General features: G+C 72.0%; 25 protein-coding genes. 6 read left to right on the top strand and 19 right to left on the bottom strand.

Features of this window, described 5'->3' with window-relative positions; all coding sequences use genetic code 11:
• Window positions 1-3 precede the first annotated feature (3 nt).
• From LX88_RS23580 to LX88_RS23570, 3 genes are all read right to left on the bottom strand, one after another.
• Window positions 4-297: an STAS domain-containing protein gene (locus tag LX88_RS23580; protein WP_258949979.1), complete on the bottom strand. Its 294-nt coding sequence runs from the start codon at window positions 295-297 to the stop codon at window positions 4-6.
• Window positions 227-4447, bottom strand: a complete 4221-nt coding sequence (locus LX88_RS23575; protein WP_258949978.1) for a SpoIIE family protein phosphatase — start codon at window positions 4445-4447, stop codon at window positions 227-229. Before LX88_RS23575 ends, LX88_RS23580 begins: the two co-directional genes overlap by 71 nt.
• A gap of 131 nt (window positions 4448-4578) precedes the next feature.
• On the bottom strand, window positions 4579-5388 hold the full coding sequence (locus LX88_RS23570) for a YhjD/YihY/BrkB family envelope integrity protein (RefSeq protein ID WP_258949977.1): 810 nt from the start codon (window positions 5386-5388) through the stop codon (window positions 4579-4581).
• Window positions 5389-5443: 55 nt separating this feature from the next.
• Between LX88_RS23570 and LX88_RS23565 the strand changes: the two genes are divergently transcribed.
• Window positions 5444-6166: a CDP-alcohol phosphatidyltransferase family protein gene (locus tag LX88_RS23565; protein WP_258949976.1), complete on the top strand. Its 723-nt coding sequence runs from the start codon at window positions 5444-5446 to the stop codon at window positions 6164-6166.
• Here LX88_RS23565 and LX88_RS23560 read toward each other — a convergent pair.
• The 8 genes from LX88_RS23560 to LX88_RS23525 form a co-directional block, all read right to left on the bottom strand.
• Complete coding sequence (locus LX88_RS23560; protein ID WP_258949975.1) at window positions 6128-7600, bottom strand: phytoene desaturase family protein; 1473 nt, start codon at window positions 7598-7600, stop codon at window positions 6128-6130. The genes LX88_RS23565 and LX88_RS23560 overlap by 39 nt on opposite strands.
• A 1-nt stretch (window position 7601) precedes the next feature.
• A complete protein-coding gene (locus LX88_RS23555; protein ID WP_258949974.1) occupies window positions 7602-8720 on the bottom strand; it encodes a glycosyltransferase family 2 protein in 1119 nt (372 codons plus the stop codon).
• On the bottom strand, window positions 8717-9553 hold the full coding sequence (locus LX88_RS23550; RefSeq protein ID WP_258949973.1) for a carotenoid biosynthesis protein: 837 nt from the start codon (window positions 9551-9553) through the stop codon (window positions 8717-8719). Before LX88_RS23550 ends, LX88_RS23555 begins: the two co-directional genes overlap by 4 nt.
• Window positions 9550-11067 (bottom strand): FAD-dependent oxidoreductase, encoded by a 1518-nt coding sequence (locus LX88_RS23545; RefSeq protein ID WP_258949972.1) that lies wholly within the window; start codon window positions 11065-11067, stop codon window positions 9550-9552. Before LX88_RS23545 ends, LX88_RS23550 begins: the two co-directional genes overlap by 4 nt.
• Window positions 11068-11069: 2 nt before the next feature.
• On the bottom strand, window positions 11070-11279 hold the full coding sequence (locus LX88_RS23540; protein ID WP_258949971.1) for a DUF2795 domain-containing protein: 210 nt from the start codon (window positions 11277-11279) through the stop codon (window positions 11070-11072).
• An 80-nt stretch (window positions 11280-11359) separates the two neighbouring features.
• Window positions 11360-12043, bottom strand: a complete 684-nt coding sequence (locus tag LX88_RS23535; RefSeq protein ID WP_258949970.1) for an anti-sigma factor — start codon at window positions 12041-12043, stop codon at window positions 11360-11362.
• Window positions 12030-12605 (bottom strand): RNA polymerase sigma factor, encoded by a 576-nt coding sequence (locus LX88_RS23530; protein ID WP_258950161.1) that lies wholly within the window; start codon window positions 12603-12605, stop codon window positions 12030-12032. The genes LX88_RS23535 and LX88_RS23530 overlap by 14 nt, the downstream gene beginning before the upstream one ends.
• Window positions 12606-12712: 107 nt before the next feature.
• A complete protein-coding gene (locus tag LX88_RS23525; RefSeq protein WP_258949969.1) occupies window positions 12713-13255 on the bottom strand; it encodes a hypothetical protein in 543 nt (180 codons plus the stop codon).
• 190 nt (window positions 13256-13445) lie between these two features.
• Between LX88_RS23525 and LX88_RS23520 the strand changes: the two genes are divergently transcribed.
• A complete protein-coding gene (locus LX88_RS23520) occupies window positions 13446-14258 on the top strand; it encodes a DUF4397 domain-containing protein (RefSeq protein WP_258949968.1) in 813 nt (270 codons plus the stop codon).
• Window positions 14255-14890 carry a class F sortase gene (locus tag LX88_RS23515; protein WP_258949967.1) on the top strand — a complete coding sequence of 212 codons (636 nt, stop codon included), beginning with the start codon at window positions 14255-14257 and terminating at the stop codon, window positions 14888-14890. The genes LX88_RS23520 and LX88_RS23515 overlap by 4 nt, the downstream gene beginning before the upstream one ends.
• Here LX88_RS23515 and LX88_RS23510 read toward each other — a convergent pair.
• Window positions 14882-16579 carry a glycosyltransferase family 4 protein gene (locus LX88_RS23510; protein WP_258949966.1) on the bottom strand — a complete coding sequence of 566 codons (1698 nt, stop codon included), beginning with the start codon at window positions 16577-16579 and terminating at the stop codon, window positions 14882-14884. The two genes, LX88_RS23515 and LX88_RS23510, sit on opposite strands and share 9 nt — an antisense overlap.
• A 128-nt stretch (window positions 16580-16707) precedes the next feature.
• Between LX88_RS23510 and LX88_RS23505 the strand changes: the two genes are divergently transcribed.
• Window positions 16708-18006, top strand: a complete 1299-nt coding sequence (locus tag LX88_RS23505) for a glycosyltransferase (protein WP_258949965.1) — start codon at window positions 16708-16710, stop codon at window positions 18004-18006.
• 25 nt (window positions 18007-18031) lie between these two features.
• Here LX88_RS23505 and LX88_RS23500 read toward each other — a convergent pair whose 3' ends face one another.
• Window positions 18032-18475: an SRPBCC family protein gene (locus tag LX88_RS23500; protein ID WP_258949964.1), complete on the bottom strand. Its 444-nt coding sequence runs from the start codon at window positions 18473-18475 to the stop codon at window positions 18032-18034.
• A 90-nt stretch (window positions 18476-18565) separates the two neighbouring features.
• Between LX88_RS23500 and LX88_RS23495 the strand changes: the two genes are divergently transcribed.
• The gene (locus LX88_RS23495; protein WP_258949963.1) at window positions 18566-19405 is read left to right on the top strand and encodes an alpha/beta hydrolase; all 840 of its coding nucleotides are present in this window, start codon (window positions 18566-18568) and stop codon (window positions 19403-19405) included.
• Here LX88_RS23495 and LX88_RS23490 read toward each other — a convergent pair.
• From LX88_RS23490 to LX88_RS23475, 4 genes are all read right to left on the bottom strand, one after another.
• On the bottom strand, window positions 19387-20658 hold the full coding sequence (locus tag LX88_RS23490; protein ID WP_258949962.1) for an APC family permease: 1272 nt from the start codon (window positions 20656-20658) through the stop codon (window positions 19387-19389). The two genes, LX88_RS23495 and LX88_RS23490, sit on opposite strands and share 19 nt — an antisense overlap.
• Window positions 20655-21035 (bottom strand): VOC family protein, encoded by a 381-nt coding sequence (locus LX88_RS23485; RefSeq protein ID WP_258949961.1) that lies wholly within the window; start codon window positions 21033-21035, stop codon window positions 20655-20657. The genes LX88_RS23490 and LX88_RS23485 overlap by 4 nt, the downstream gene beginning before the upstream one ends.
• Entirely contained in the window at window positions 21032-21799 is a 768-nt protein-coding gene (locus LX88_RS23480) for an arsenate reductase/protein-tyrosine-phosphatase family protein (RefSeq protein ID WP_258949960.1), read from the bottom strand. Before LX88_RS23480 ends, LX88_RS23485 begins: the two co-directional genes overlap by 4 nt.
• Before the next feature lie 63 nt (window positions 21800-21862).
• Entirely contained in the window at window positions 21863-22525 is a 663-nt protein-coding gene (locus tag LX88_RS23475; protein WP_258949959.1) for a TetR/AcrR family transcriptional regulator, read from the bottom strand.
• A gap of 94 nt (window positions 22526-22619) precedes the next feature.
• Here LX88_RS23475 and LX88_RS23470 point away from each other — a divergent pair, with 94 nt between their 5' ends.
• Window positions 22620-23093, top strand: a complete 474-nt coding sequence (locus LX88_RS23470) for a YybH family protein (RefSeq protein WP_258949958.1) — start codon at window positions 22620-22622, stop codon at window positions 23091-23093.
• Between the two features lie 18 nt (window positions 23094-23111).
• On the opposite strand, the gene LX88_RS23465 is transcribed toward LX88_RS23470, so the two are convergent.
• Window positions 23112-23312 carry a hypothetical protein gene (locus LX88_RS23465; RefSeq protein ID WP_258949957.1) on the bottom strand — a complete coding sequence of 67 codons (201 nt, stop codon included), beginning with the start codon at window positions 23310-23312 and terminating at the stop codon, window positions 23112-23114.
• A 47-nt stretch (window positions 23313-23359) separates the two neighbouring features.
• A complete protein-coding gene (locus tag LX88_RS23460) occupies window positions 23360-23671 on the bottom strand; it encodes a hypothetical protein (RefSeq protein ID WP_258949956.1) in 312 nt (103 codons plus the stop codon).

Raw genomic sequence — 23671 nt, 5'->3', positions numbered from 1 at the left:
CTGTCACTCCTCCGCCGTCCGGACGGTGGTCAGCGAGGTGAGCCCGGACATCTCGAGGATCGGCGCGAGCAACGAGGACGCGATCAGCTCGGCCCGCTCGGCGTGCGTGAACAGCACGCTCATGCCGGCGCTGTCGATGTAGTGCACCTCGGTGAGGTCGACGACCAGCGGTCCGGTGGTGTCCGCGAACACGGCCGCGAAGGCCTCGGCGTTGCTCAGGTCGATCTCACCCACCGCTTTGATGGCGGACCTGCCCTGAGGGTCGACGGTCTTGGTCAGGGTCAGCGGTGTCGTCATCGAGAATCCTCACCTGCATTGTCACGGTGGTGCCGGATGGATCGGGGAGGATGGAGACTTCGTCCATCATCGTCTGCATGATCGCGGTGCCCCGGCCGCGTTTCGCCGCGGGGTCGGCGACCGGTGTCTTCCAGGTGCCGGTGTCGGCCACGGTCACGAGCAACCCGGCGCCTCCCGCCGTCTCCACCCGGACCCGGACGTTCTCGCGCTCGGTGTCCCGGTAGGCGTGCTCGATGGCGTTGGTGCACGCCTCCCCGACGGCCAGCAGGACGCTCTGGGCGCGTTTCGCGGAAAGCCCGCACTGCCCCAGCCAGGTCCGCAACGCGTGCCGGCTGTCGCCGAGCTCGCCGGGCTCCGCGGGGAAGGTCATGTCCAGCGGTGCCGGATGCCGGTACAGCAGCAGGGCCACGTCGTCGTCGTAGCCTCCCTCCGGGGCGAGGGCGGCCATGACCTGCCCGGCGAGGTCCTCCAGCCCGCTCGCACGGCCCTCCAGCACCGCGCGCGCGGCCTTGTCGATGCCCTCGGTGAGCGAGCTGCGACGGCGTTCGACGAGTCCGTCGGTGTAGGTGAGCAGCGTGGAACGCGGCGGCAGGTGGCATTCGGCTTCTGTGCGCCGCACGCCCAGCTTGACCGCGAGCGGGATGGACCGGCCGCCTTCGAGGAGGTGGGTGGTGCCGCCGGGGAGCGCCAGGATCGCGGGCGGGTGTCCGGCGCTCGAGTAGACGAGGTGCCCGGTGGCGGGGTCGAGCACGCCGCAGAACACCGTGGTGCACAGGGCGCCGGGAACGCCTGCGGCGAAGTGGTCCAGTGCCATGAGTGCGCGTGCGGGTCCGGTCTCCTGCAGCATCAACGCACGGCAGGCGCTGCGCAGCTGGCCCATCACCGCCGCGGCGCTGAGCCCGCGGCCGACGCAGTCCCCGACGACGATGCCGATCCGCTTGTCGGGCAACGGGAACGTGTCGTACCAGTCACCGCCGACCTCGAGCGGACGCGCCGCCGGTTCGTAGCGCACGGCGAACCCGCCGGGCAGGTGCGACGGACCGAGGATGGCCCGCTGCAGCGCCAGCGCCGTCTCCCGCTGCTGGTCGATCTGCCGTGCCCGGGACAGGCCCTGGGTGAGATGACCGGCCAGCAACGACAGCAGCAGCTCGTCCTGCTCGGTGAAGTGGGTGTGCGGGCTCAGGCGCAGCCACAGCACCATCGGCCCGTCGGGGTGCTCGACGGTGACGGCGGTGCTGCCGTCCTCCAGGGCGACGGGGGTCAGCGCGCTGTGGTCCTTCAGCGCGCTGAGCGTCGAGCGCCTGCGGGCCGGCAGGTCGTCCCAGGCGATGCGTTCGGTGCCGGTGGTGACCCACGGCGTCTCGTGGCGGCCGAAGACGGCGGCCAGCACCTGCTCGGACCGCCACAGGCCCTCCAGGTGCTCGAGGGCACCGGACAACGCCTCGGAGGCGCTGGTCGCGCGGGACAACCGCACGCTGAGCTCCGCGAGCGCGGCCTCCCGCCTGCGGGCGTGGTGGTCGGCGGTGACGTCGCGGAAGGTGCCGACCGTCACCGTGCGGCCGCTGTCCGGGTCGCGGGCGGGGTTCATCAGGGCGCTGACCCACAGCCTCCTGCCGTCGCGGTGGGTGACCGGGACGGTGTGGCTGCGCTGGTCGCGCCCGGACCTGGCCTCGAACGCGGCGGCGAACTGGCGGTGCGCCTCGGGATCGGTCCGCTCGTCCGGCCACCACGGGTGCGGGACGGCGTAGGGCAGTCCGTCCGGCCCGTGACCGAGGATGTCGGTGAACGCGGCGTTGACCTCGACGACGGTCCCGTCGTCGTCGCAGACGAAGAACGCCTCCTGCAGGGAGTCGATCAGCGCGTCGCGCCAGCGGGCGTGCCGGCCGCGCAGCCGGGAGAGGTCGACGTTCGCCCGCACCCGCGCCAGGAGGTCCGCGGCGGCGAAGGGCTTGACGAGGTAGTCGTCCGCGCCGGCCCGCAGTCCCTCACCGGACGCCTCCTGCCCGGCACGGGCCGACAGCAGCAGCACCGGCACGGCCATCGTGCGCGGATCGGCGCGCAGGGCGGTGACCAGGGAGAGACCGTCCATGCGCGGCATCATCACGTCGCTGACCACGAGGTCCGGCGGGTGGGTGCGGGCCGACTCCAGCGCCGCCTGGCCGTCGGTGACGCCACGGACCTCGTACCCCGCCCTGACCAGCAGCCGGGTGAGGTACTCCCGCATGTCCGCGTTGTCGTCGGCGACCAGCACGGTGGCGGGCACCTGCGGTGCGACACCGGCGGCCGCGGTGGGCAGCAGGTCCTCGGGGGCGAGGCCTGGATCCGGCAGCCACCGCAGCGCCTCCTGCACGTAGGGGGCGGCGATGTCCGACACGGTCGGCGGCACGGCCTCCAGTGACAGCGCCTCGGCGGGCAGGTGGTCCGTGCCGAACGGCAGCTCGACGGTGAAGCGCGTGCCCTCGCCCTCGGCGCTGTCGGCCCGGATGGCGCCGCCGTGCAGGTGGACGAGCTCCTGCACCAGCGCGAGCCCGATACCGCTGCCCTCCCTCGACCGGGACCAGCTGTTCTCGATGCGGTGGAAGCGTTCGAAGAGCCTGGGGATCTCGTGCCGCGGCACACCGACCCCGGTGTCGCTGACCGTCACGACGGCCTTGCGCTCGTCGGCCCGCACGGCGATGCCGACCGAGCCGTCGACGGTGAACTTGAGCGCGTTGCTCAGCAGGTTCAGCACGACCTTCTCCCACAGGCCGAGGTCGACGTGCACCGGCTCGGCCAGCGGGGAGCAGTCGATCTCGAAGTCCAGCCCCGCCTTCTCCACGGCCGAGCGGAACACGCCTGCCAGCTCCGCGGTGACCGTCGCGAGCTCGACGGGCTGGAAGTGCGCCTGCATGCGGCCCGCTTCGAGCCGGGAGAAGTCCAGCAGGGTGTTGACCAGCTTGCCGAGCCGCAGACCGTTGCGGTGGATGACTTCCAGCTCCTGACCCGCCTGCGGGTCCGCCTGGCCCAGCCGGTCGCGCAGGTCCTGCAGCGGGCCCATGATGAGCGTGAGCGGGGTGCGGAACTCGTGGCTTATGTTGGAGAAGAACGCGGTCTTGGCGCGGTCGAGCTCGGCGAGCTCCTCGGCACGTCGTTGCTGGGCCTGGAAGTCGTGGGCCCCCGCGATGCCCGAGGCGATGTGGCCCGCGACCAGGTCGACGAACCCGCGGTAGCCGTCGTCGAGCGGGCGGTGCCTGTTCAGGCCGGCGACCAGGAACCCGTGCGGAGCGCCGCCCGGCCGTTGCAGCGGCACCACCAGCGCCTGGGCGGGAGGCCTGGTCCAGTCGCCGCTGGGAAGACCGGCGAACCGTTCCCCGCCGAGGTCGACCACGACGGGCTCGCCGCCCATCACCGCCGCCACCGGCCACACCGCTGAGTCCGCGGGCGGGATGAACGCCGGAGCGACCGGATGACCCGGCTCGAGCCCCGTCGCCCCGGCCAGCCGGGCGCGGCCGTGCTCGACCAGGTAGATCAGGGTGAACGGCAGGTCCCGGCGGTTGCGTTCGAGCTGCGTGCAGTCGAACGCCAGCACCTCCCGCTCCTGGCGCGCGACGGTGGGGTCCGAGCCGAGGTCCCGCAGCGTCGCCATCCGGCGCTCGCCGATCACGCGCTCGGTCTCCTCGCTGACCACGCACAACATCCCTGCCACCGCACCACGTTCGTCGCGCAGCGGGCTGTAGGAGAAGGTGTGGTAGGTCTCCTCCGGGTACCCCGAACGTTCCGGGAACAGCAGCAGGGCCTCGTCCCAGGTCGCACGCCCGGTGCTGAGGACGCTGTCCACCCTGGGTTCGACGTCCTTCCAGATCTCCGCCCACACCTCGGGGGCCGGCCTGCCCAGTGCCCACGGGTACTTGCGGCCCAGCGTGTTGCGCCGATAGGCGTTGTTGCAGAAGAAGGTCAGCTCCGGTCCCCACGCCAGCCACATCGAGAACCTGGACGACAGCAGGACGCTGACGGCGGTCTGCAGGCTCTGCGGCCAGCCTTCCGGCGGGCCGAGCGGGGTCGCGGCCCAGTCCACGGCGGCGAGGTCGCGGCCGATCTCCGGATCCTCGGTGAACACGTCGGTGAGCACGGAGCGGTCCTGCTCGTGTCCACTGTCGTCAGAGCGCCCCACCGACCATTCCTTCCGCCACACCGCGACATGCCGATCAGTCAAGGGTGCGGACACCCGGCGCGGGCTGCATGACGAGCGGCGGGGAGTGTGCGCCGCGACACCGTCGCGCACGCCGGGAAGATCCATTCGCGCTACCTCTGACGGAGCACGTCGTGCGTGCTGAGCGTGGTCCGGTAACCGAACAACAGCAGGGCGTGCAACAAGAACAACCACAGCCCGAGCGCCGCCACCGCGCCGGGGACGGCCAGGCCGCCGTAGGGAATCGCCCAGTCGACGGGGATCGCGAGGAACAGCACGAACCCGTGCAGGAAGCCCGTGAGCACCGCTCCCACGCCGACCCCGGCCGCGAGGATCGTCCTGACCGGCAGCACGACCGGCCCGACGAACGCGAACACCAGGCCGACGGTCACGCAGATCGGGACCATGTCGAGGTGGAACGACAGCACGACTCCCAGCACCCGAGACCAGCCTCCGGCCTCGTAGAGCGGGCCTACCACCGAGGCGAACGCCAGCGGCAGCGCGACGAGCAGGGGTGCCAGGAGGAGCACGGGGAGGAACGCGATCCGCCCGGCCCAGCCGGTCCACTTCGTCGGCCGTTCGCCGGCCGCCTGGACGAGGCTGCGGCGGAGTCCTTCGCCGTAGAGCGACGCGGGGAACAGCGAGGCGGCGAGCAACAGCCACGAGGCGTTCGTCGCGGTCTCGGCCAACTGGACCAGCGCGCCGGTGGCGTCGTGCGCCTCCGGCAGCGACCCGCCGACCGTCCGCGCGCCGTCGACCACGAGTTCCGGGCCGAAGAGCAACGCCACCCCGCGCAGTGCGAGCAGCAGCAGCGGCACCAGGCCGAGCGCGGAGAAGAACGTCAGCCCGGCCGCCCACAGCAGGAGGTCCCGGCCGCGCAGCGCGCTCGACGTGGCCGCTGCCACGGCGCGGAGTACGTGCATGATCGGGGACGTACCCAAACCTGCGTGAAGTCATCCATCGGCTTACCGTGGTGGCGTGACCGGTGACCAGGTGAACCCAGTCGACGGCTGGTCCCGGCTGCACGGCGAGGACGTGTCCGCGAACAGGCTCGTCGTCGGCTGGCTGCGGTTCGTGCACGCGCTGGCCCGTCCGCTGGACCGCGTTCACCCCGACGTGTTGTCCCTGGCCGGTGTGGTGGCCGCGGGAGGTGCGGTCGTCACGGCCGCCGCGGGTGGGCGGTGGGCCTTGCTGGCGCTGCTGCTGGTGGTGGCGACCGGAGTCCTCGACGGACTGGACGGCGCGGTCGCCCTGCGCACCGGCCGGGCGCGGCCGCTGGGAGCCGTGGTGGACGCGGTCGCCGACCGGCTGGCCGATCTGTTGCTGCTGCTCGTCCTGCTGGTGCTCGGGGTCGAGGCCTGGCTGTGCGCCGCCATCGGGGTGGCGGTGCTGCTGCACGAGTACGCGCGGGCCAAGGCGCAGGCCGTCGGCATGGCCTCGGCGGGCGCGATCACGGTGGCGGAACGCCCGATCAGGGTGATCGTGGTCGCGATCGCCTGTGCGGGAACGGGTCTGGCGCCGGGCGGCACCCCGGGCACCGGGTGGAGCTGGGCCGTCGTGTCGGCCCTGGTGTGGGCGGCGTGCGCCGTCGCCGGGTTCGGCCAGCTCGCGGCCGGCATCCGCCGCGAGCTCGCGGACCGGCCGTGGACGGGACCGTTCGCGTCAGGCCGGACCGATCATGCGGGCGACGATCCGCGCTGACATCGCCACCAGCGGCAGCCCGCCGCCGGGGTGCGCCGAGCCGCCGACGAGGAACAGACCGGGAACGGGAGCGCGGTTGGCGGGCCGGAGCAGCGCCGCCCGCGGTCCGTTGGACGACGAGCCGTAGATCGACCCGCCGACGGCTCCCGTGTCCCGCGCCCAGTCGGCCGGTGTGCGGATCACGCGCCAGCGCACCCGGTGCCGCACGTCCAGCCCGCGGTCGGCCATCACCCGCAGAACCCTGTCGGCGTAGGAGTCGGCGAGACCTGGTGCGGTCCAGTCGACGTCTCCGTGTCGCGGCGCGTTGACCAGCACGAACCACGCCTCGTCCCCTTCGGGCGCGACGGCCGGGTCGTCCGGTGCGCACACGTAGACCGCCGGATCCGGTACGGGGCGCGGGTGGCGGCCGAAGAGGGAGTCGAACTCGTCGTCGTAGTCGGCGGGGAACAGCACGCGGTGGTGGACGGGATCCGGGGACCTCCCCCGCAGCGCGAGCAACAGCACGAACCCCGACAGCGACGGCTGGGTCTTGCTCAGCATCCGGTGTGGACGATGGGAACGCCGGTCGGCGAGCAGGTCGCCATACAGGTGTTCCGCGTCCACATCGGACACCACGACGTCGGCGGGCCGCCGTTCCCCGTCCCGCAGGCGCACGCCGGTGACCCCGCTGCCGCCGGACTCCACGGTGGTGACCGTCTCGCTGAAGCGGAAGCTCACGCCGAGGTCGACGCAGCGGCCGTACAGGGCGTCGCCGAGCCCGCGCAGCCCGCCGCGCACGTACCAGCCGCCGAACCGCTGCTCGATGAACGGGATGACCGTCATCAACGCGGGCGTGCGGCGCGGGTCGGAGCCGCTGTAGGTGGCGTAGCGGTCGAGGAGCATGCGCAACCGCGGATCGGTCAGCCGCCGCTCGCCCACCCCGCGCAGCGTGCGCCACGGTGCGATCGCCATCAGGTCGCGGATGCTCGCCGACCGGCGCAGCAGATCGCGCACGCCGTTCAGCGGGTTCTGCAGCACCGGTTCGCCGACGAGGTCCCACAACCGTTCCGCGTCGGTGAGCACCGCCCGCCACTGCCGTGCCGCCTCGGGCCCGAACGCGTCGGTCAGCGCGGCGTCCACGTGCTCCTCGGCGTGGGGCATGTCGAGCTCGGAACCGTCCGGGAAGCGGTAACGGCAGGTGGGTTCCACCGGCACGATCTCGACCAGGTCGTCGAGCGGTGCGCCGGTGGCCGCGAAGAGGTCGCGGTAGACGTGGGGAAGTGTCAGCAGCGAAGGTCCGGTGTCGAAGGTGAACCCGTCGCGCCGCAGGGTCCCGAGCTTGCCGCCGTGGCCGGAGGCCTGCTCGTACACGGTCACCTCGTGCCCGGACCGCGCCAGCCGCGCGGCCGCGGCCAGCCCGCCCATGCCCGCGCCGATCACCGCTACCCGTGCCATGTCAGCTGCTCTCCCGCAACGATCGGCCCTTCCAGTGCAGCCGCCCCGCCCGCCGGGCTCGCCACGACCGTGCGATCAGGGTCAGCAGGACGCCCACCGACACGGGGTGGGCGAGCGCGTCGGGCCACACCCGTCCACCGGTGTGCCGCGCCGTCACGACCCTGGTGAGCACACCCGCCGCATATCCGACGGCACCGGCGCGCGATCCCGTGAGCGCGGCGATCGGCGGCAGGACGTACAGCCACGCGAGCACGACCGACAGTGCCGCCGCCACCACCGGGCTGCCGGTGGCGGACCACAGCGACTTCTCGTACCCGTCCCGGACCTCCGCCCAGTCCTCGTACATCCGGCAGGCCGCCACCGTGCTGCCGTCGACGACCACACCGCGGCCGCCACTGCGCTTGACCGCCCGCATCAATGCGATGTCGTCGAGCACCGCGGTGGCGATCCCCGCGAAGCCCCCGCTGCGGTGGTAGGCGGCGGTGTCCACCACGAGGAACTGCCCGTTCGCCGCGGACAACGACGGCCTGGGGGAGCGTTCGGCCAGTCGCAACGGCAGGAACACCAGCCACGACCACTGCAGCAGCGGCTGGACCAGCCGCGCCCCGGCACCGTCGGCGAGCTGGCGGGGGAACGGCGACACCACGTCGAGGTCGTTCTCTCGCAACAGCGCGACAGCCGCGGCGACCGCATGGGGTGCGAGCACGACGTCCGCGTCGACGAACACCAGCACGTGACCCTCCGCCAGCTCGGCCAGCCGCGCACAGGCGTGGGGTTTGCCGGGCAACCCGGCCGGTGGCGCGTCGCCGGTGACCACCCGCAGTCGCGGGTCGTCGCCCGCCGCCCGGCGCACCTCGTCGGCGGTGCCGTCGGCCGAGCCGTCGTCGAGCACGATGATCTCCAGCTCGGGCACACCGCGCTGAGCTTGCAGCGACCTGATGGTCGGCGCGATCCGGTGCGCCTCGTCGCGGGCCGGCACCAGCACCGACACCTTCTCGCGGCACCGCGGCGGATCAGCGTCCGGCACCCGCATCAGCCGCGCGTTCACCAGAGCGTGCGCTGCGGCCACGACAGAGCCGGCGGCGGCAGAACGCACCGCCGCGTCAAGAAATCTCCTCACCGATGTGCCCGCCACAACGTCCACGCGAACGGCACCGCCACCACTCCCATGAGCAGACCGGCGACCAGGGACACCGAGGCCCGGTCGAAGAACGCCGCGTGCGCCCACACCGAGGAACCGTAGGTCCACAGGTACAGCACGGGAGCCGGTCCCGCCCGCAGGTCGAGCTCCCTGGCGACGCGCGGACCGCCCACACTCCAGTGCAGGGCGGTGATCATCAGCACCGCGACCAGCAGCCAGCCGGCGTAGTTCGTCAGGGGGACACCGTCCACACCGGGCAGTGCCGGGCTGGGATCGGCCCACACCCAGTGCCCGGCGTCGACCATCTGCGGATCCAGGAAGACGTCCCACGACGCCAAGGCCCACGCGCCGATCACGACGACCAGCCACGCCGGACGGTCCACCCGCAACCGGGTTGCGAGCGCCCGGCCGACGAGCAACGCGGGCCAGCACATCATCACCCACGCCAACGCCACGACCACCGGCACACCGGCGATGTCGAGTCCGAGCGTTCCGGTGTAGCGGTAGTCCCCGAACGGAAAGCCCGTGTGCACACCGATGGTCTCGGCCAGCAGGCCGCCACCTCCGGCGATCGCCACCAGCAGACCCGCCGCGCGCGGCCCGAAGCGGGCCAGGGCGTCGCACACCGACGCCACCGCGAACGCGATCACCGACGCCACCGTCGTGAAGAGCCTGGCCTCCGGCTCGGTCATGGAATAGATGATCTGGGCCAGCACGACGAGCGCACCGCAGATCCACGCCACAGCGCGCAAAGCACCGGCGGACCTGTGCACCGCGACACTCGAAGCACCACGTTCCACGCCGACGTTCACGCAGACCTCCGCCGGCGCGCGGCCGCACGCAGGAGCGGGACACGGCCTTCGACCGGAACCGTCCAGAGGTCGGTCCCGGTCACACCCCAGCGGCCGAGCAGCTGGTTGGCGGCGGCGAACCCGGTCGTGGCCGCGCGTTCCATCAACGCCACCGGCAGGTCGATGCGCACGAGATCTCCCGCCAGCACGAGGAAGTCGTCCGGCGTGCTGACGCGCGGCCTGTGCTCGTAGCCGCCCGCGGGGAACAACGGGCAGTCGGACCGCCACTCGTGCCGTTCGTCGATGACGGTGGCGCCCTTGGTCTCGGGGTAGACCTGGGTCAGCTGCTCCCAGAGCCGCAGCCGGGCCTCGCGTTCGTCCACATCGGACGGAATCGCATAGCCGTGCAGCTCCACCACCGAGCCGCCGGTGCGCGCTGCCCACGCCCTCGCTTCATGCTCGTAGTGGTCGAGCACGCTCACGTTGTCGAGCAGGTCGTACCCGCTCGTGCCGATGAAACCGGGCCGGTCGACCGGCCGGTCCAGCCAGTACCGCGACACCAGGAACGGCGGTGCGGTCCGCAACGCGGCCACCCGGTCACGCCAGTCCTCATCGCCCAGGTCCGGTGAGGACCGCACGATCGAGTGCAGTCCTTTCACGTCGGCGGCGAGCACCACGGCGTCGGCGCCGACCACACCGTCTCCGGTGGTGACGGTGAAACGCCTTGCCCCGCCCCGTTGCACCGACTCCACGTCCACACCCGTGCGCACGTCGGCGCCCAGGTCGGTGAGGCGGTGGCCGAGCGGGTCCCACAGGCCGTGCGGGAACGGGTCGGCGGCGACGTCGAAGAGCAGGCCCTCGTTCGAACCGAGGAAGTAGATGTGGAACATCACCGCGAGCTCGGCGGCCGACATGTCCCGCGGATGCGCGAAGAAGCTGCGGGAGAACACTTCGAACGCGAGTGCGTGCGCGGCCTCCGGGAACCGCACGCGTTCCAGGTACTCGGCGGCGTCGATGCCGTCGAGCTCCTCGTAGACGCCCGGGACGGAGACGTCCAGCAGTTTCAGGGCCGCCTCGGGGTTCATGTCCGGCAGGTCGCGCCAGCGGAACGTCGGGCTGCGCCGCAGGAACGCCAGCACGTTCCACGGTGCCGTCGTCGGCATGCCGGCGAAGGAGTCGCGGTCGCCCCGCGCGTGCCACAACGGGTAGTCGGCCATCGGGGTCAGCGCGCGGCCGTCCGGGTCGACCCGCCTCAGCAACGCGCGCAGGTTGTAGTACTGCCGGAAGAACGCGTGGAACCCGCGGGTCATCGTGACGTCGCTGCCGTCCGCCAGCCGCGTGCGCCACCCGCCGACCCGTCCGCCCAAATAGGACTCGCGTTCGTACAGCACGACCCGCGCGCCGCGTTCCGCGAGCAGCGTGGACGCCGCGAGTCCCGCGATGCCGCCGCCCACCACGGCCACGACCGGCACGTCGTCACCGAACCGTGGACGTCCCGCGGGTGCGGGGATGCGCACCGCCTTGCGATCCTTCATGTTCAGGCTTCGCGGTCCTGGTCGACGGCGATCACGCCGAGCACGTCGTCGAGCGAGTCGTACAGGCGATCCGGAACGGCGTGCAACGCGTGCACGGTGTCCTCGTCGGCGTTGTTGCGGGACGCGTGGTCGACCAGCTGCCCCTTGTCCGCCGGGTAGGTCACGTCGGCCAGTACGGTGCGCAGCCGGTCGACCGTGGTCGTGTCGCTCATCGTTCTCCTCCAACTCGGCTTCTGACGCCTCCGGTTACCCGCGCTTCCCCGCGGCTAACGCCCGTCGTCGATCGGCCCGCTCAGCTCAGCTGTCCCTGGAGCATGCTGGTCCCGTGCTCCTGCTGGCCCCACCGTTGTGCGGACACGTCGACCACGCGGTAGGTGTTCAGGTCGACGGTGTCCGGTACCGGCATGTCGGCCTGTCCGTTCGTGAGCACGCCCAGCGGGATCATCGTGGCCGCGCCGTCGAACAGCCAGACCTGGTACAGCCCTTCCGGTGCGGGCATGCCGTCGACGGAGACGCGCAGCACGGTGCGGCCGTTGGTGCGTACGACCCGTGCGCTGCCGCGAGCGGAGCCGGGAGCCGTCGCGAGCCGGGCCAGGTCCACCTGGGCCAGCACCTGCTCGGTGGCCACCGGAGCGGTCGTGATCCGGTCGACCGCGACCGCGCCCGCCGCGCCGATGACGGCCGCCGCGGCGGCGACGGCGACGAGCGCACGCCAGCGGCGAGGCCGGGGCCGGAGCGGGACGACGGACGAGGTGTCCTGCCCGGTCTCGGCGGCGATGCGGCTCCAGACGTCCTCGGACGGCATGGGCAGGTCGCGCTCGACGCGGGTCTCACGGCCGATACCGGCGACCTCGCGCAGCGCCGCCAGTTCGGAGCGGCACGTCGCGCAGGTGCGCAGGTGGTCCTCGACGGACTCGTCCGGCACCGTCTCGCCCAGGGCCAGCAACGTGAGCAGGCCGGGGTCAGCGTGCGCCACCGTCCACCTCCCAACGTTGCCTGAGCCTGGTCATCCCGCGCCGCAGATGGCTCTTCACCGTGCCCAGGGGCAGGCCCGTGGCCGCGGCGATCTGCTCGTGGGTGAGATCATCGTAGAAGGCCAGGAGCAGCACCTGCCGTTGCTGGGGTGGCAGCTCGTCCAGGGCCTCCAGCACCACCATCCGGTCGACGATCCGCTCCGGCCGCACGGGTTCGCCGGACGGTGAGCCGCCGCCGGTGCTGTGCAGCACCTTGACGACGTGCTCGTCGCGGGTGTGCGAGCGCAGCAGGTCGATCGCCCGGCGGCGGGCGATGGTGAGCAGCCAGACGAGCAGACTGCCCTTGGCGGGGTCGAAGCTCTCCCTGCTGCGCCACGCCGTCACGAACGTCGTCTGCACCACGTCCTCGGCGTCCGCACGCGACGGCAGGCTCGCCGCCGCCACCCGCAGCACGGCGGGGGCGTAGCGCTCGTAGACCGCGCGCAGCGCGCCTTCGTCACCGGCGGCGAACGACTTGGTCGTCTCGTCGACGGTGTCGCTGGCGCCGGTCATCACGGTGACCACCGCGGGCAAGATCGCACCACCTGACCGAATCTAGGGGCAGCGGACGGGGTTCGCTCAACGGCCGGGACGGGTCCGCCCGCGACGCCGCGGACGGACCCGGTCAGACCTCAGCGCAGAACCGGGTTGCCGTACCCGATGACGAGTCCCGGAGTGAACGCCGTGACGCCGAACGTGCTGTTCAGCACGGACGCGGCACCGGGCGTCAGCGCGAGCGTGACGCCCTGCGGCGTGGCGGCGCCGATGGTGAACAGGTCGGCGCGCTGCCGGAAGTTCACCAGCCCGGACAGCACGCCGCGGTTGAGGTCGATCGTGTAGTTGGTCAGGTACAGGCGGGTGTGCCCCGCTTGCAGCACGAGCCCGCCGACGTGCTCGATCGTGCCGTCGGACGGGTCGCCGACGATGGCGAAGCTGATCGCCGATCCCGTCTTGCCCGCGAAGACGGGTTTCACCTTGACGGCCAGCGAGATCAGCGCCGCCGCGGCGGCCGGGTCGAGCGTCAGGTCGGTGCGCCCCTTGAGGAAGGTGCCCCACGCCTTGCTGTTCGAGGTCGCCGCGGAGCCAGGAGCGGCGGTGGCGGGTGACGCCACCGCCGCACCACCGGCGAGGGCGATGCCGAAGGCGACTGCGGCGGCGATCATGCGGTTGCGCATCGAAAGCACTCCTCGTTCGTCTTGCGGAACAGTTCACGAGGGGTACGACCGGCGCCGCCTCCGCGGATGCACCTGGCGGGAGATTTTCCCGGCGGTGCCCGGAGAACGAGAAAATGCCGGGCAGGTGCATCCACCGCCTTCCCCGCGGTCGTAACGGGTGTGACATCCGTTCTCGACGAAGGGAACAACCGTGAGCAGTCGGCTGATCCGCATCGCCTCCGTCGCCGCCGTGGTGGTGGCGTCCACGGCAGGCATCGCCTCTCCCGCTTTCGCTCAGCAGGCTTCGCAGGTCTCGGTGGTGCACGGGATTCCCGGGCAGCCCGTCGACGTGTACGTCAACGGCAAGAAGACGGTGGAGAACTTCCAGCCCTCGACCGTCGCAGGGCCGCTGGAACTCGCCGCGGGCACTTACGACGTGGCGCTCACCAAACCGGGTGAGGCCGTCACCAGTGCCCTCCTGCAGAACAAGTCGCTCGCCGTCCCGGCCGGGAAGAACCTCTCCGTCGCCGCGCACCTCGACGCGGCCGGCAAACCGGTCCTCACCGCGTTCGCCAACGACACCGCGATGATCGCCGCGGGCAAGGCGCGCCTGGTGGTCCGCCACCTCGCCGCCGCACCCGCGGTGGACGTGCGAGCGGGCGGCAAGCCCGTCTTCTCCGCGCTGACCAACCCGAACGAGGTGAAGGCCGACCTCCCGGTCGGCACCGTGAACGCCGACGTCGTGCTGGCGGGCACCAGCACCGTCGCGATCGGCCCGAAGGACGTCGGCCTCAAGGCCGGCACCTCGACGATCGTGTACGCCGTCGGGTCCGCCGAGGGCAAGACGCTCGGACTCGCCGCGCAGACCATCTCCGGTCTCGCGGGCGCACCGACCGGCATGCCCGCCGGCCGTGGCCCGGTCTCCGACGGCCTCGGGTCGATCTTCCTGCTGGTCCTCGCGGGCGTGGCGCTGGGTGGATTCGCCTTCGTCACCCGCCGCGTGGTGAGGCGCGGATCGCGGTGAGGCGCTGGGCCGGGCTTGTGGTCGGGATGGTCCTCGTCGCGCTCATCTCCTCGTGCGCGGGTCCGAACTCCGGAACCTTCGGCGAGGACGTCGTCCAGGGGCTCGCGACCACGAGCCCGGCCCCGCCGGTCACCACGGTTCCGTCCGTTCCGGTGCGGCAGGGACCGGCACCCGCCCGCGCGGCGGTGCAACCGGTTCGGCTGGCCATCCCGGCGATCGGCCTCACCGCCCGCGTCGTCCCGGCCGGTGTGGACGGCAACGGCGAGTTCTCCGTGCCTCCCAGCGTCGACGAGGTCGGCTGGTACCGCTTCGGGGCCGGGCTCGGTGAGCCCGCCGGTTCCGTGGTGGTCGGGGGACACGTGGACGACGCCAGGTCCGGGCCGGGTGCCTTCTACCGGCTCGGCGACCTGGTCGCGGGAGATCAGGTCTCCGTCGTGGGGGAGGACGGCACCACGCGGGCGTTCCGGGTGGTGGCGAAGGAACAGGTGCCCAAGAAGGGCCTGGACCTGACGCCGTACTTCTCCGCCGAGGGCTCGGCCCGCCTGACCCTCTTCACCTGCGGCGGGCAGTTCGACGGCGCGGCACGTTCCTATGTGGACAACGTCATCGTCACCGCGGTCCCCTCAGGATGACGGTGTGACCGACAACCGGCGGTAGAGCGCTGCGAACGGGTCCGCGACGGCGTCGATGTGGAACCTCTCACGCACGGTCCTCTGCCCGGCCGCCGCGATCCGCGCGGTCGCCGGGCCGAGGCCGGCCGCCTGTGCCAGGCCCTCGCCCAGCGACCGTGAGGTCGAGGTGTCGATCAGGAAACCGTTGCGGCCCTGGTCGATGTAGCAGCGCAGGCCCCCGCGCTGTGGTCCGACCGCGAGCAGCCCGGCCTCCATCGCCTCCAGCACCGCGATGCCGAACTCCTCCTTGGCACTGGCACAGGCGTAGACGTGCGGTGCGCCGGAGGACGGCGGCGTGGCCGCCAGTTCGTGTTGCAGCCTCCTGATGTCGTGGTTCGACCAGGCGGACAGGACCGCGAGCCGTCCGCGTGCCGAGGGCGCGGAACGGGACAACTCCAGCACTTCGTCGAGCACCGCCTGCTCGTCCGGTGTCCGGGCCGTAGAAGAGCCACCAATGATCACCAGTGCGGTCGAGCGGTGCAGACCCGCCTCCAGCCAGGCGCGCACCAGCAACGGTTGCTGCTTCATGGGGTGCAGCCGCCCCACGTTGAGCAGGACGGGCAGACCCTCGGCGGAGGCGTCGAGCCGGGGGAGCACCGCCGGTGCGAACAACTCCCGCACCAGCGCCCGTCCGGTGGGGGCCGGAGACGGCGCGATGCCTTCTTCCAGCGCGCACAGCGCCGCCGGGTCGAGGCGGGGGAAGTGCGCCAGCACCTCGTCCTGCCTGCCGCCGATGGTGATCACCTGGTCCGCGCGTTCGACCAGGTGGTCGGCGACGTGCACGCGGTGCAGGTCGAACCTCATCGCGGCGAGGTCCGCGGTGTCCTCCAGGTGCCGTTCGGCCAGGTGCCGGTGCGGGTCGGGGGTGACGGTGAACACGAGCTTCGCGCCGAGCAGCCGGGCGGCGTCGGCCACCGCGAGGGACCCGTCGTCGGAGTAACGGACGTGCACGACGTCCGGTGACAGACCGCACTGCCGCAGAAGTCTTGTGAGCCACCACGTGATCCCCGCCCGATGACGTGCCATGTCCGGCTGGGCCGGTGCGACAGGGGAGTCGACGGGCACGTGCACCGTCCAGTGGTCGAGCTCGGGGTCCTTCCGCACGGTCACAGCGGTCGGCTCCGGTGCGAGCACCACCGTGACCACACGGCCGATGTCCTGGCGCCGCACCAGTGCGCCGGCCAGGGAGGCGAGGAACACGGTGAGCCCACCGCTCGCGCCCTCTCCCGGCCGGGCCGTTCCACCGATGAGCATCGACTGGGCGACCGTCGGCCCGGTGGCGGGGGTGGCCACGGGCAGAGCGATGTCGTCGTGCAGAACGTCGAGCATCAGCTTTTCATAGGGGGAGCCGGGATCGGCGTCGACCGGTTCGCCGAGCGCGTCCAGGTAGCGCCACAGCACCGGTCCCGTGGCGATCGCGCAGGCCTCGCCGGGGTCGAGCGGCGTGAGCCGGTGCAGCGTGGCCGCGTCGAGCAACCACGTGGTGACGGCGCGGTCCTGTGTGGACAGGATCGCCCGGCGGAGCTCGGCGGTCGTCGCGTCACGGCCGTGCGTGCGCACGGTCGCCGGAAGTCGTTCGCAGGTCAGGGAGAAGGTGATCGGACGAGGGTCGTGTACAAGGGCCGCGACCAGCGCGTGAGGGCTCGCCACCGCGGGCTCGGCCTGCCGGGATTCCAGTGCTCGCTGTACCTCGTGATGTGTCCGCACCTCTGGTGTTCGAACCGAACGGCCCGCTCGGATCGAACGACTTCTCAGCCACAGCAACAAGGAGGAGCCCGGTGCCGGGATTCGTCGTCGTCAGTCCGCCGTTCCGCTCGCACGCCCAGCCCATGTCGGTGTTCGCCACCGCCCTGAACTCGGCGGGAGCGCGGGAGGTGACGTTCGCCTGCGGCGCGGAGTTCGCCGATCTCGCGCCCGATGTTCCTTTCGCGGACCTGAGAACCACGCGCGACTCGAACAGCGGCGTCGCGGAGGGGACCGAGCAGGACGCGCGCTCGACCCGTGACCTCAACGACTTCCTCGAGGCCACCAAAGGTGGTGCGGCGGCGGCCCTGCTGACGCAGACGCGGCGGCGCAGGGCGGACCCGCTGGCCGCGCCGGACCAGGTGCTGCGCACTCTTCGTGCGCTGCGGGACCGTCTGCGGCCGGACTGGTACGTCGTGGACCAGATCGACTACGCCACAACACTTGCCTTGCACGCGCTCGATCTGCCGTTCGTGTCCTACGTCACCGGGCACCCCACCTACCTGGTCGCACGGGACGACCAGTTCTTCGGACTGCCGCAGGCGTGGCCGTCCGCGGTGCGCCCGTCACCGGAGGAACTCGCGGAACTGGCCGCGGAGGTGCGGCTCACCGATCGCGCTCTCACCGCCGCGTTCACGAAGTTCTTGCGGGACTTCGCCCCGCGGCGGCCGATGCCGCCTCGCGCGTTCGCCATGACCTCCTCCCACGCCGCCGTCGTGAACTACCCGGAACTGCCGTGGCTGCCACCGTTGCCGGCACGCCAGGAGCAGATCTTCCTCGGCCACTGCACCACTTCCGAACCCCTCGACGACACGTGGCTCGACCGCGTGCGCGGCCGGCGGGTGGTCCTCGTCGCGCTCGGCACGTTCTTGTCGGCACGCCACGACGTTCTGCGCACCATCGTCCGCGGAGCCTTGCGCGTTCCCGACGTGACCGTGGTGGTCGCCGCTGGTGGCCGGGTGCCCGAACTCGCCGACCTGGCCGCCGATCCGCGTGTGGTGCTGGAATCCGTCGTTCCGCAGCGCGCGTTGCTGCCGCACGTCGCCGCGATGGTTCACCACGGTGGCAACAACTCCTTCACGGAATGCCTCCAGGCGGGGGTTCCCGCGGTGGTGCTGCCGTTCTCCAGTGACCAGTTCTGCATCGCCCACGACGCCGAGCGGGCGGGCGCGGGTGTGTGCCTCGATCCCAGCGCCGCCGCGCCCGAGGACGTGACGAAGGCGTTGCGCTCGTTGCTGGAGGAACCAGAACCGTTCGCGGGGTTGCGCGACGCCGTGCGAGCCGCCGGTCCTGACCGGGGTGCCGCACGGCTGCTGGAGGTGCTGGAGCGTTGACGGGCCAAGGCTTCGTCCCGAGTTGTCAGGCGTTCGAGCCGAAGAGCGCGTGCAGCCGCTCCAGGGACCGTTCCATCCCCGCCAGGTTGCGCTTCGGGATGGGGGAGAGGTCGAAGAACAGGGGAACACGGGCGGTCGACCAGTCGAACGTCTCCGTGACCTTCGTCGTGCCGTCGGCGAGCGGTGTGAGCCGCCAGCGCCAGCGGTGGCCGTTGAAGTGGCGCCACGCGATCAGCCGGTCCTCTTCGAACTCGACCACCGTGTTCTCGATCCGGTACGCCAGGCCGATCTTCATGTCCATGCCGAACGCGGATCCGGGCGCCAGCCTCTCGGGCGCGCCCGGCCGCGGCGCCCGGACGGAGCCGGACCCGTCGATCAGCGGGTGCTTCGACGGGTCGGCCAGCAGGTCGAAGATGCGCGCGGCGGGCGCGTGCACGATCCGGGTGGCGGAGACGCTTCTCTGGGGCACCTTCCCAGCCAAGCACCGGCGACCGCACCTTGCATGACGGGCGGCACGGCTGTTTTGTCCAGAGCACCGAGCGTCCGCATAATGTTCAGCATGCTGAGCAATGCGTGGCCGAAGCGCGTGGCGGCCGCGGCCGGCATCGGCGTTCCGCTCGTCCTCCTGATCGCCGGGTGGGGTCCTTTGACCGCGGGACATCCCGCCCACCTGGTGCTGCTGGGCGCGGTCACCGGTGGGACCGTCGCGCTCGCGTTGTGGCGGCGGACCCCGTCGTGGCTGGTGGTGGCGTCCACGGTCGTCCTGCTCGCGCCGCTGCTGTACCTCCAGCCGTTCGGGGCCACCAAGGGCAGCGACAGCGCGACGGTGCTGCGCCCGGACGGCCCGGCGCGCGCCGGTCTGGTGTTCCACCCCGGTGCCAGGGTGGACTACCGCGCGTACCTCCCGCTGCTGCGCCGCGTCGCCGCGCAGGGATTCCTCGTGGTGGTCGTGAAGGAACCGCTGAACATCGCACTGCTGAGCGGTGACACCGCGGCACTGCGCGCCGAGCACCCCGAGGTGCCGGTCTGGGCGGTCGGCGGGCACTCCTTGGGAGGCGTGGCGGCGGCACGTGACGTCCTCGCGGACACGTCGGTACGAGGTCTGGTGCTGTGGGCGTCCTACCCGGTCGACGACCTGTCAGGCCGCGGCGGGCTCGACGCGTGGTCGATCCACGGCGAGCGAGACGGCTTCACGACACCGCAGGACATCGCCGAGTCGCGCGAACTCCTGCCGGCGGACACGCGGTTCGAACAGGTTCCGGGGGCCGTGCACGCGTTCTTCGGCGACTACGGCGACCAACCGGGCGACGGTGTGCCGACCGTCTCCCGCGCCGAAGCCCAGGACGAGATCGTCGCCCACACCACGGCCGCGCTCGCCGGCTACTCGGCCCGCCGTTGACGCGCCCGCAGCACGAACAGCCGCCCCAGAAGACCCACGGCGAACATCACCAGTCCGGTGATCACGGAGGACGGGGGCAGGGTCGCGACGAGCGTGACGCAGCCGGCGGCACCGAGGACGTTGAGCGCGCGGGGCCAGCGGCGTTGCTCGTCCGGCTGGCGCGCGGCGGAGAGGTTGGCGACGAGGTAGTAGACCAGCACGCCGAACGACGAGAACCCGATCACGGACCGCAGGTCGGTGGTGAACACGAGAACACCGACGACGACCGCGAGCGCGATCTCGGCGTGGTGGGGCACCTGGTGCCGGGGATGGACGGCGGCCAGCCAGTGGGGCAGGTCGTGGTTGCGGGCCATGGCCAGGGTGGTCCGGCCGACGCCGGCGATGAGCGCCAGGAGCGCGCCGAGACTGGCCAGCGCCCCGCCGACGCGAACGACCGGGGCCAGACCGGGTGAACCGGCCGCCGTGACGGCCTCGGTCAGCGGCGCCGTGGCGGCGGCGAGGCGGTCGGGACCCGCGGCGAGCAGCGCGGCACCGCCGACGAGGACGTAGACCACCACCGTGATGCCCAGGGCGATCGGGATGGCACGCGGGATGGTGCGCTGCGGGTCGCGGACCTCCTCGCCCATGGTCGCGATGCGGGCGAACCCCGCGAAGGCGAAGAAGAGCAGCCCGGCGGCCTGCAGCGTGCCGTAGATCCCGCCCGTGCCCAGGGCGTGCCAGCCGCCGAGGTTGCCGGTGTTCGCCCCGCCTCCGGCCGCGATGCCGGCGACGATGGTCGCGAGGGCGACCAGCGTGGCGGTGACGAGGACGCGGGTGAGGGCGGCGGTTCTGGTGACACCGCGGTAGTTGAGCGCCGCGAGACCGATCACCCCCGCCACGGCGACGAGCCGTTGTGCCCACCACGGGCCGGGGACGGCGTAGGTGGCGAACGTGAGTGCCATCGCGGCGCAGGACGCGGTCTTGCCGACGACGAAGCCCCAGCCCGCGGTGAACCCCCACCAGTGGCCGAGCTGTTCGCGGCCGTAGACGTAGGTGCCGCCGGACGTCGGGTAGGTCGCGGCGAGCTGCGCGGAGGCGGTGGCGTTGCAGTAGGCGATGACGGCCGCGATCACCAGGCCGATCAGCAACCCCGTTCCGGCGGCCCGCGCGGCGGGGCCGAAGGCGGCGAAGACCCCGGCGCCGATCATCGAGCCGAGGCCGATGACCACCGCGTCCCTCGTGCCCAGTCGCCGGGCCAGCCGCGGTGCGGTCACCGGCGCGGCTCGAAGAGTTCGACGAAGTTGCCGGCGGGATCGACCAGCAGGACCTGACTGCCGCCGGGCCCGGTGACGACGTCGTTGCGGAAGCGGACCCCGGCCTGGCGCAGCCGGTCGATCTCGGCGTCCAGGTCGTCCACGACCAGGTGAATCCGGTTCCAGCCCCCTGCCCGGGGGACCTCACCGTCCGGCATGGGACGCCCGCCGGAGCTCGCCGGGCCGGACAGCAACAGTCGCAACGGCCCGCGCACGACATCGGCGAAGGCCGGAGCCGCCGACGAGCGCAGGGTGAACCCGAGATGAGCGGTGTAGAAGTCGATGGCGGCCTGGACGTCGTCGACCAGGTAGCGCACGTGCGCGAAGTCCTCGGTCATGATCGTGTCTCCTGGGAGTGGGCGAGGTTCTGCAGCAGGAACCCGATTCGGGTCGACAGCTCCTCCGCCGCGCGGCTGAAGGCGGCGTGACAGGCCTCGGGGGTGTCACCCGCCGCGGACGGGTCGGGCATGCTCCAGTGCACGGGGCCGGGATGGCCGGGGAACTCCGGGCACACCTCCCTGACCTTGTCGCAGAGGCTGATGACGTGGTCGAAGCGCTGCCCGGCGAACTCGCCGAGGTGTTTGCCGCGATGCCCGGACAGGTCGATGCCGTACTCGCGCATCACCGCGACGGCGTTCGGGTGCAGCGGTTTCGGATGGCTGCCCGCACTCATGACCTCGACCTGCGGCGCGCGGCGGCGCAGGAGCGCTTCGGCCATCTGGGAACGAGCGCTGTTGCCGGTGCACAGGAACAGGACCCTGCCGCGGACCGCTCCTTCCGGCGGCGGTGGCGGTGGAAGGAGCTCCAAGGCCGGGTGCAGGCCCTTCCCCGTGCCGGCGAGCAGTTCCGCGCAGCGGCCGAGGTCGAGGCGGTAGTAGGTGTCACGGCCGTCGGCGGAGCTGCGGCGACCGGTGACCAAGCCGCCGGAACGCAGCTTGCGCAGGTGGTAGGACACCAGGTTCTGCGGCTGGCCCACGGCGGTGACCAGATCACCGACCCGCTGGTCGCTCCGGGCCAGCTCGCGCAGCAGGTCCCAGCGCAGCGGCTCCCCGGCGAGGCGGAGGAACGGCGGCGCCCCCGCAGTTCGGCGGTCGGTGGTCACGCGCCCGAAACTACATCAATCCACGTTGATTGAACACTGTTGAACTGCAGGGACAACTCGTCGCTACGGTGATTCGCCTCGAACGGCAGGCAGGCCCGCGGCGGTCGCGGCGATGAAGCGCCGCAGCGCCGGGCGGAACGGCGGGAACACGGCCGCGATCGCGGGCTCCCTGGCGTAGAGCTCGGCCAGCGTGGCCGGCGGCCGGGTGATCGGGTGGAGCCGGCCGACGAACGCCCCGGCGGCGAAGACCACGGAGGCGCCCTCCCGTCCCGACAGCTCCGGGCAGGCGGCGACGATCTGCTCACCGACCCGTGCGTACATGCCGATCGCCCACAGCTTGTAGGTGTGCAGGACCTCGAGCGAGACGTTGTGCTCCAGCATCGTCTCCGCGTGGCTGACCAGGTCGCAGTACAGCGGCCGTTCGGCGAAGGAGTCCGCGAGCGCGGCGGCCATCTGGTCGATGCCCGACGCGGCCGCCAGCCGGTCGCCCGCCGCCTCGGCCCAGTCGGTGCCGTTGCTCATGGTGAGCTGCAGGTAGATCTCCTCGCGGGTGCCGAAGTACCGCAGCACGTTGGACTTCACGAGCCCGACGGCGGTCGCGATGTCACCGAGGCTGACCCGGGCCACGCCGACGTCGAGGGCGAGGTCGCGGGCGGCGGCGAGGATCGCCTCCCGCCGCTGCTCCTTCTGCTCCGGGTGCCGTGCCCGGCGGAACGACGCGTCCATACGACAAGCATCCTACCAGGCCCTTTAGGTTAAAAGAACGGTGTTCCTTTAGTGTGTGCCACCACGCCACCACCGCTCGGGAAGGTCACGCTCCATGACGCAGCACCCCCGCTCCCTGTCCACGACGGTCGACGAGTTCGTCGAGGCCTTCAACGACAACGACCTCGACCGCGTCATGGAGTTCTTCGCCGACGACGCCGAGTACGAGCCCGGCGACGGCGCGAAGCACCAGGGCAGGGCCGCCATCCGTGCGGAGTTCGCGCCCCAGTTCGCCGGCAGGTACGGCGCGATGCGCTTCGACGTCCACGACAAGCTGGTCGACGAGTCCGGTCGCCGCGCGGCGATCCGCTGGGCGTGCCGGATCGACATCTCCGGGCCGCGTGCCCGTGGCGTCTACCCGCTCCTGAGGCTGCTCGGGCTTCTGCGGTACGGCTCCCGGATGGTCTGGCAGGGGATGGACGTCTTCCACTTCGACGCCGGCGGTGCGATCACCGGCAAGTACTCGTACGCGAACTTCAAGATCCCGCCGATGAAGCGCGACCGCGAGAAGGTGTGGACCACACGGTGATCATCTCCGGGCTTCGCGTCACTCGCCGCGCAGCGACCGGCGGATCTCCTCCAGGCGGTCCCGGCCCGCCTCTTCGCGCTGGTCGAACTGGTCCTGGGTGTTCTGCGGGTCGCCGACCAGTTCGGCGGTGGCCTCGGTGGTGAGGTGCCGGCCCTCGATCTTGTCTCGGACGAAGTCGAACGTCGGCACGCCGTCCTCGGTGTAGTCCGGTTCAGTCATGTCCCCATCATGCTCGGGTCTGTTGCCGGCGCCGGCGCCGGCGCCGGTCAGGCGCGCCGAGCCGTCCGACGGCCGCGACCGTCGGCGGTGCGCCGCGGACGTGAGGCCGCGGCGCACCGGTGGCACAGCGCCATGACCGGCGCGCCGGGTTCGGCGGTTCCCTCCACCCACACCGCGTCCGCCCACAGCACGTGCTGGAACCGGTCCAGCCGGGCGCGGCTCAGCGGCGTGCCGCAGAGCGTCTGGTTCGTGCCGGGCCACCAGGCGTGGACGTCACCGGCGGGTTGCCGGACGCCGTCCTCGTCGCGCCACGTGCTCGACGCCGCCACGGAGGGCATGCCGCGCTGGGACGAGCTCAC

Source organism: Lentzea californiensis (assembly GCF_024648825.1).
Lineage (GTDB): Bacteria > Actinomycetota > Actinomycetes > Mycobacteriales > Pseudonocardiaceae > Lentzea > Lentzea californiensis.
This window is presented reverse-complemented; position numbering and strand designations above follow the sequence as displayed.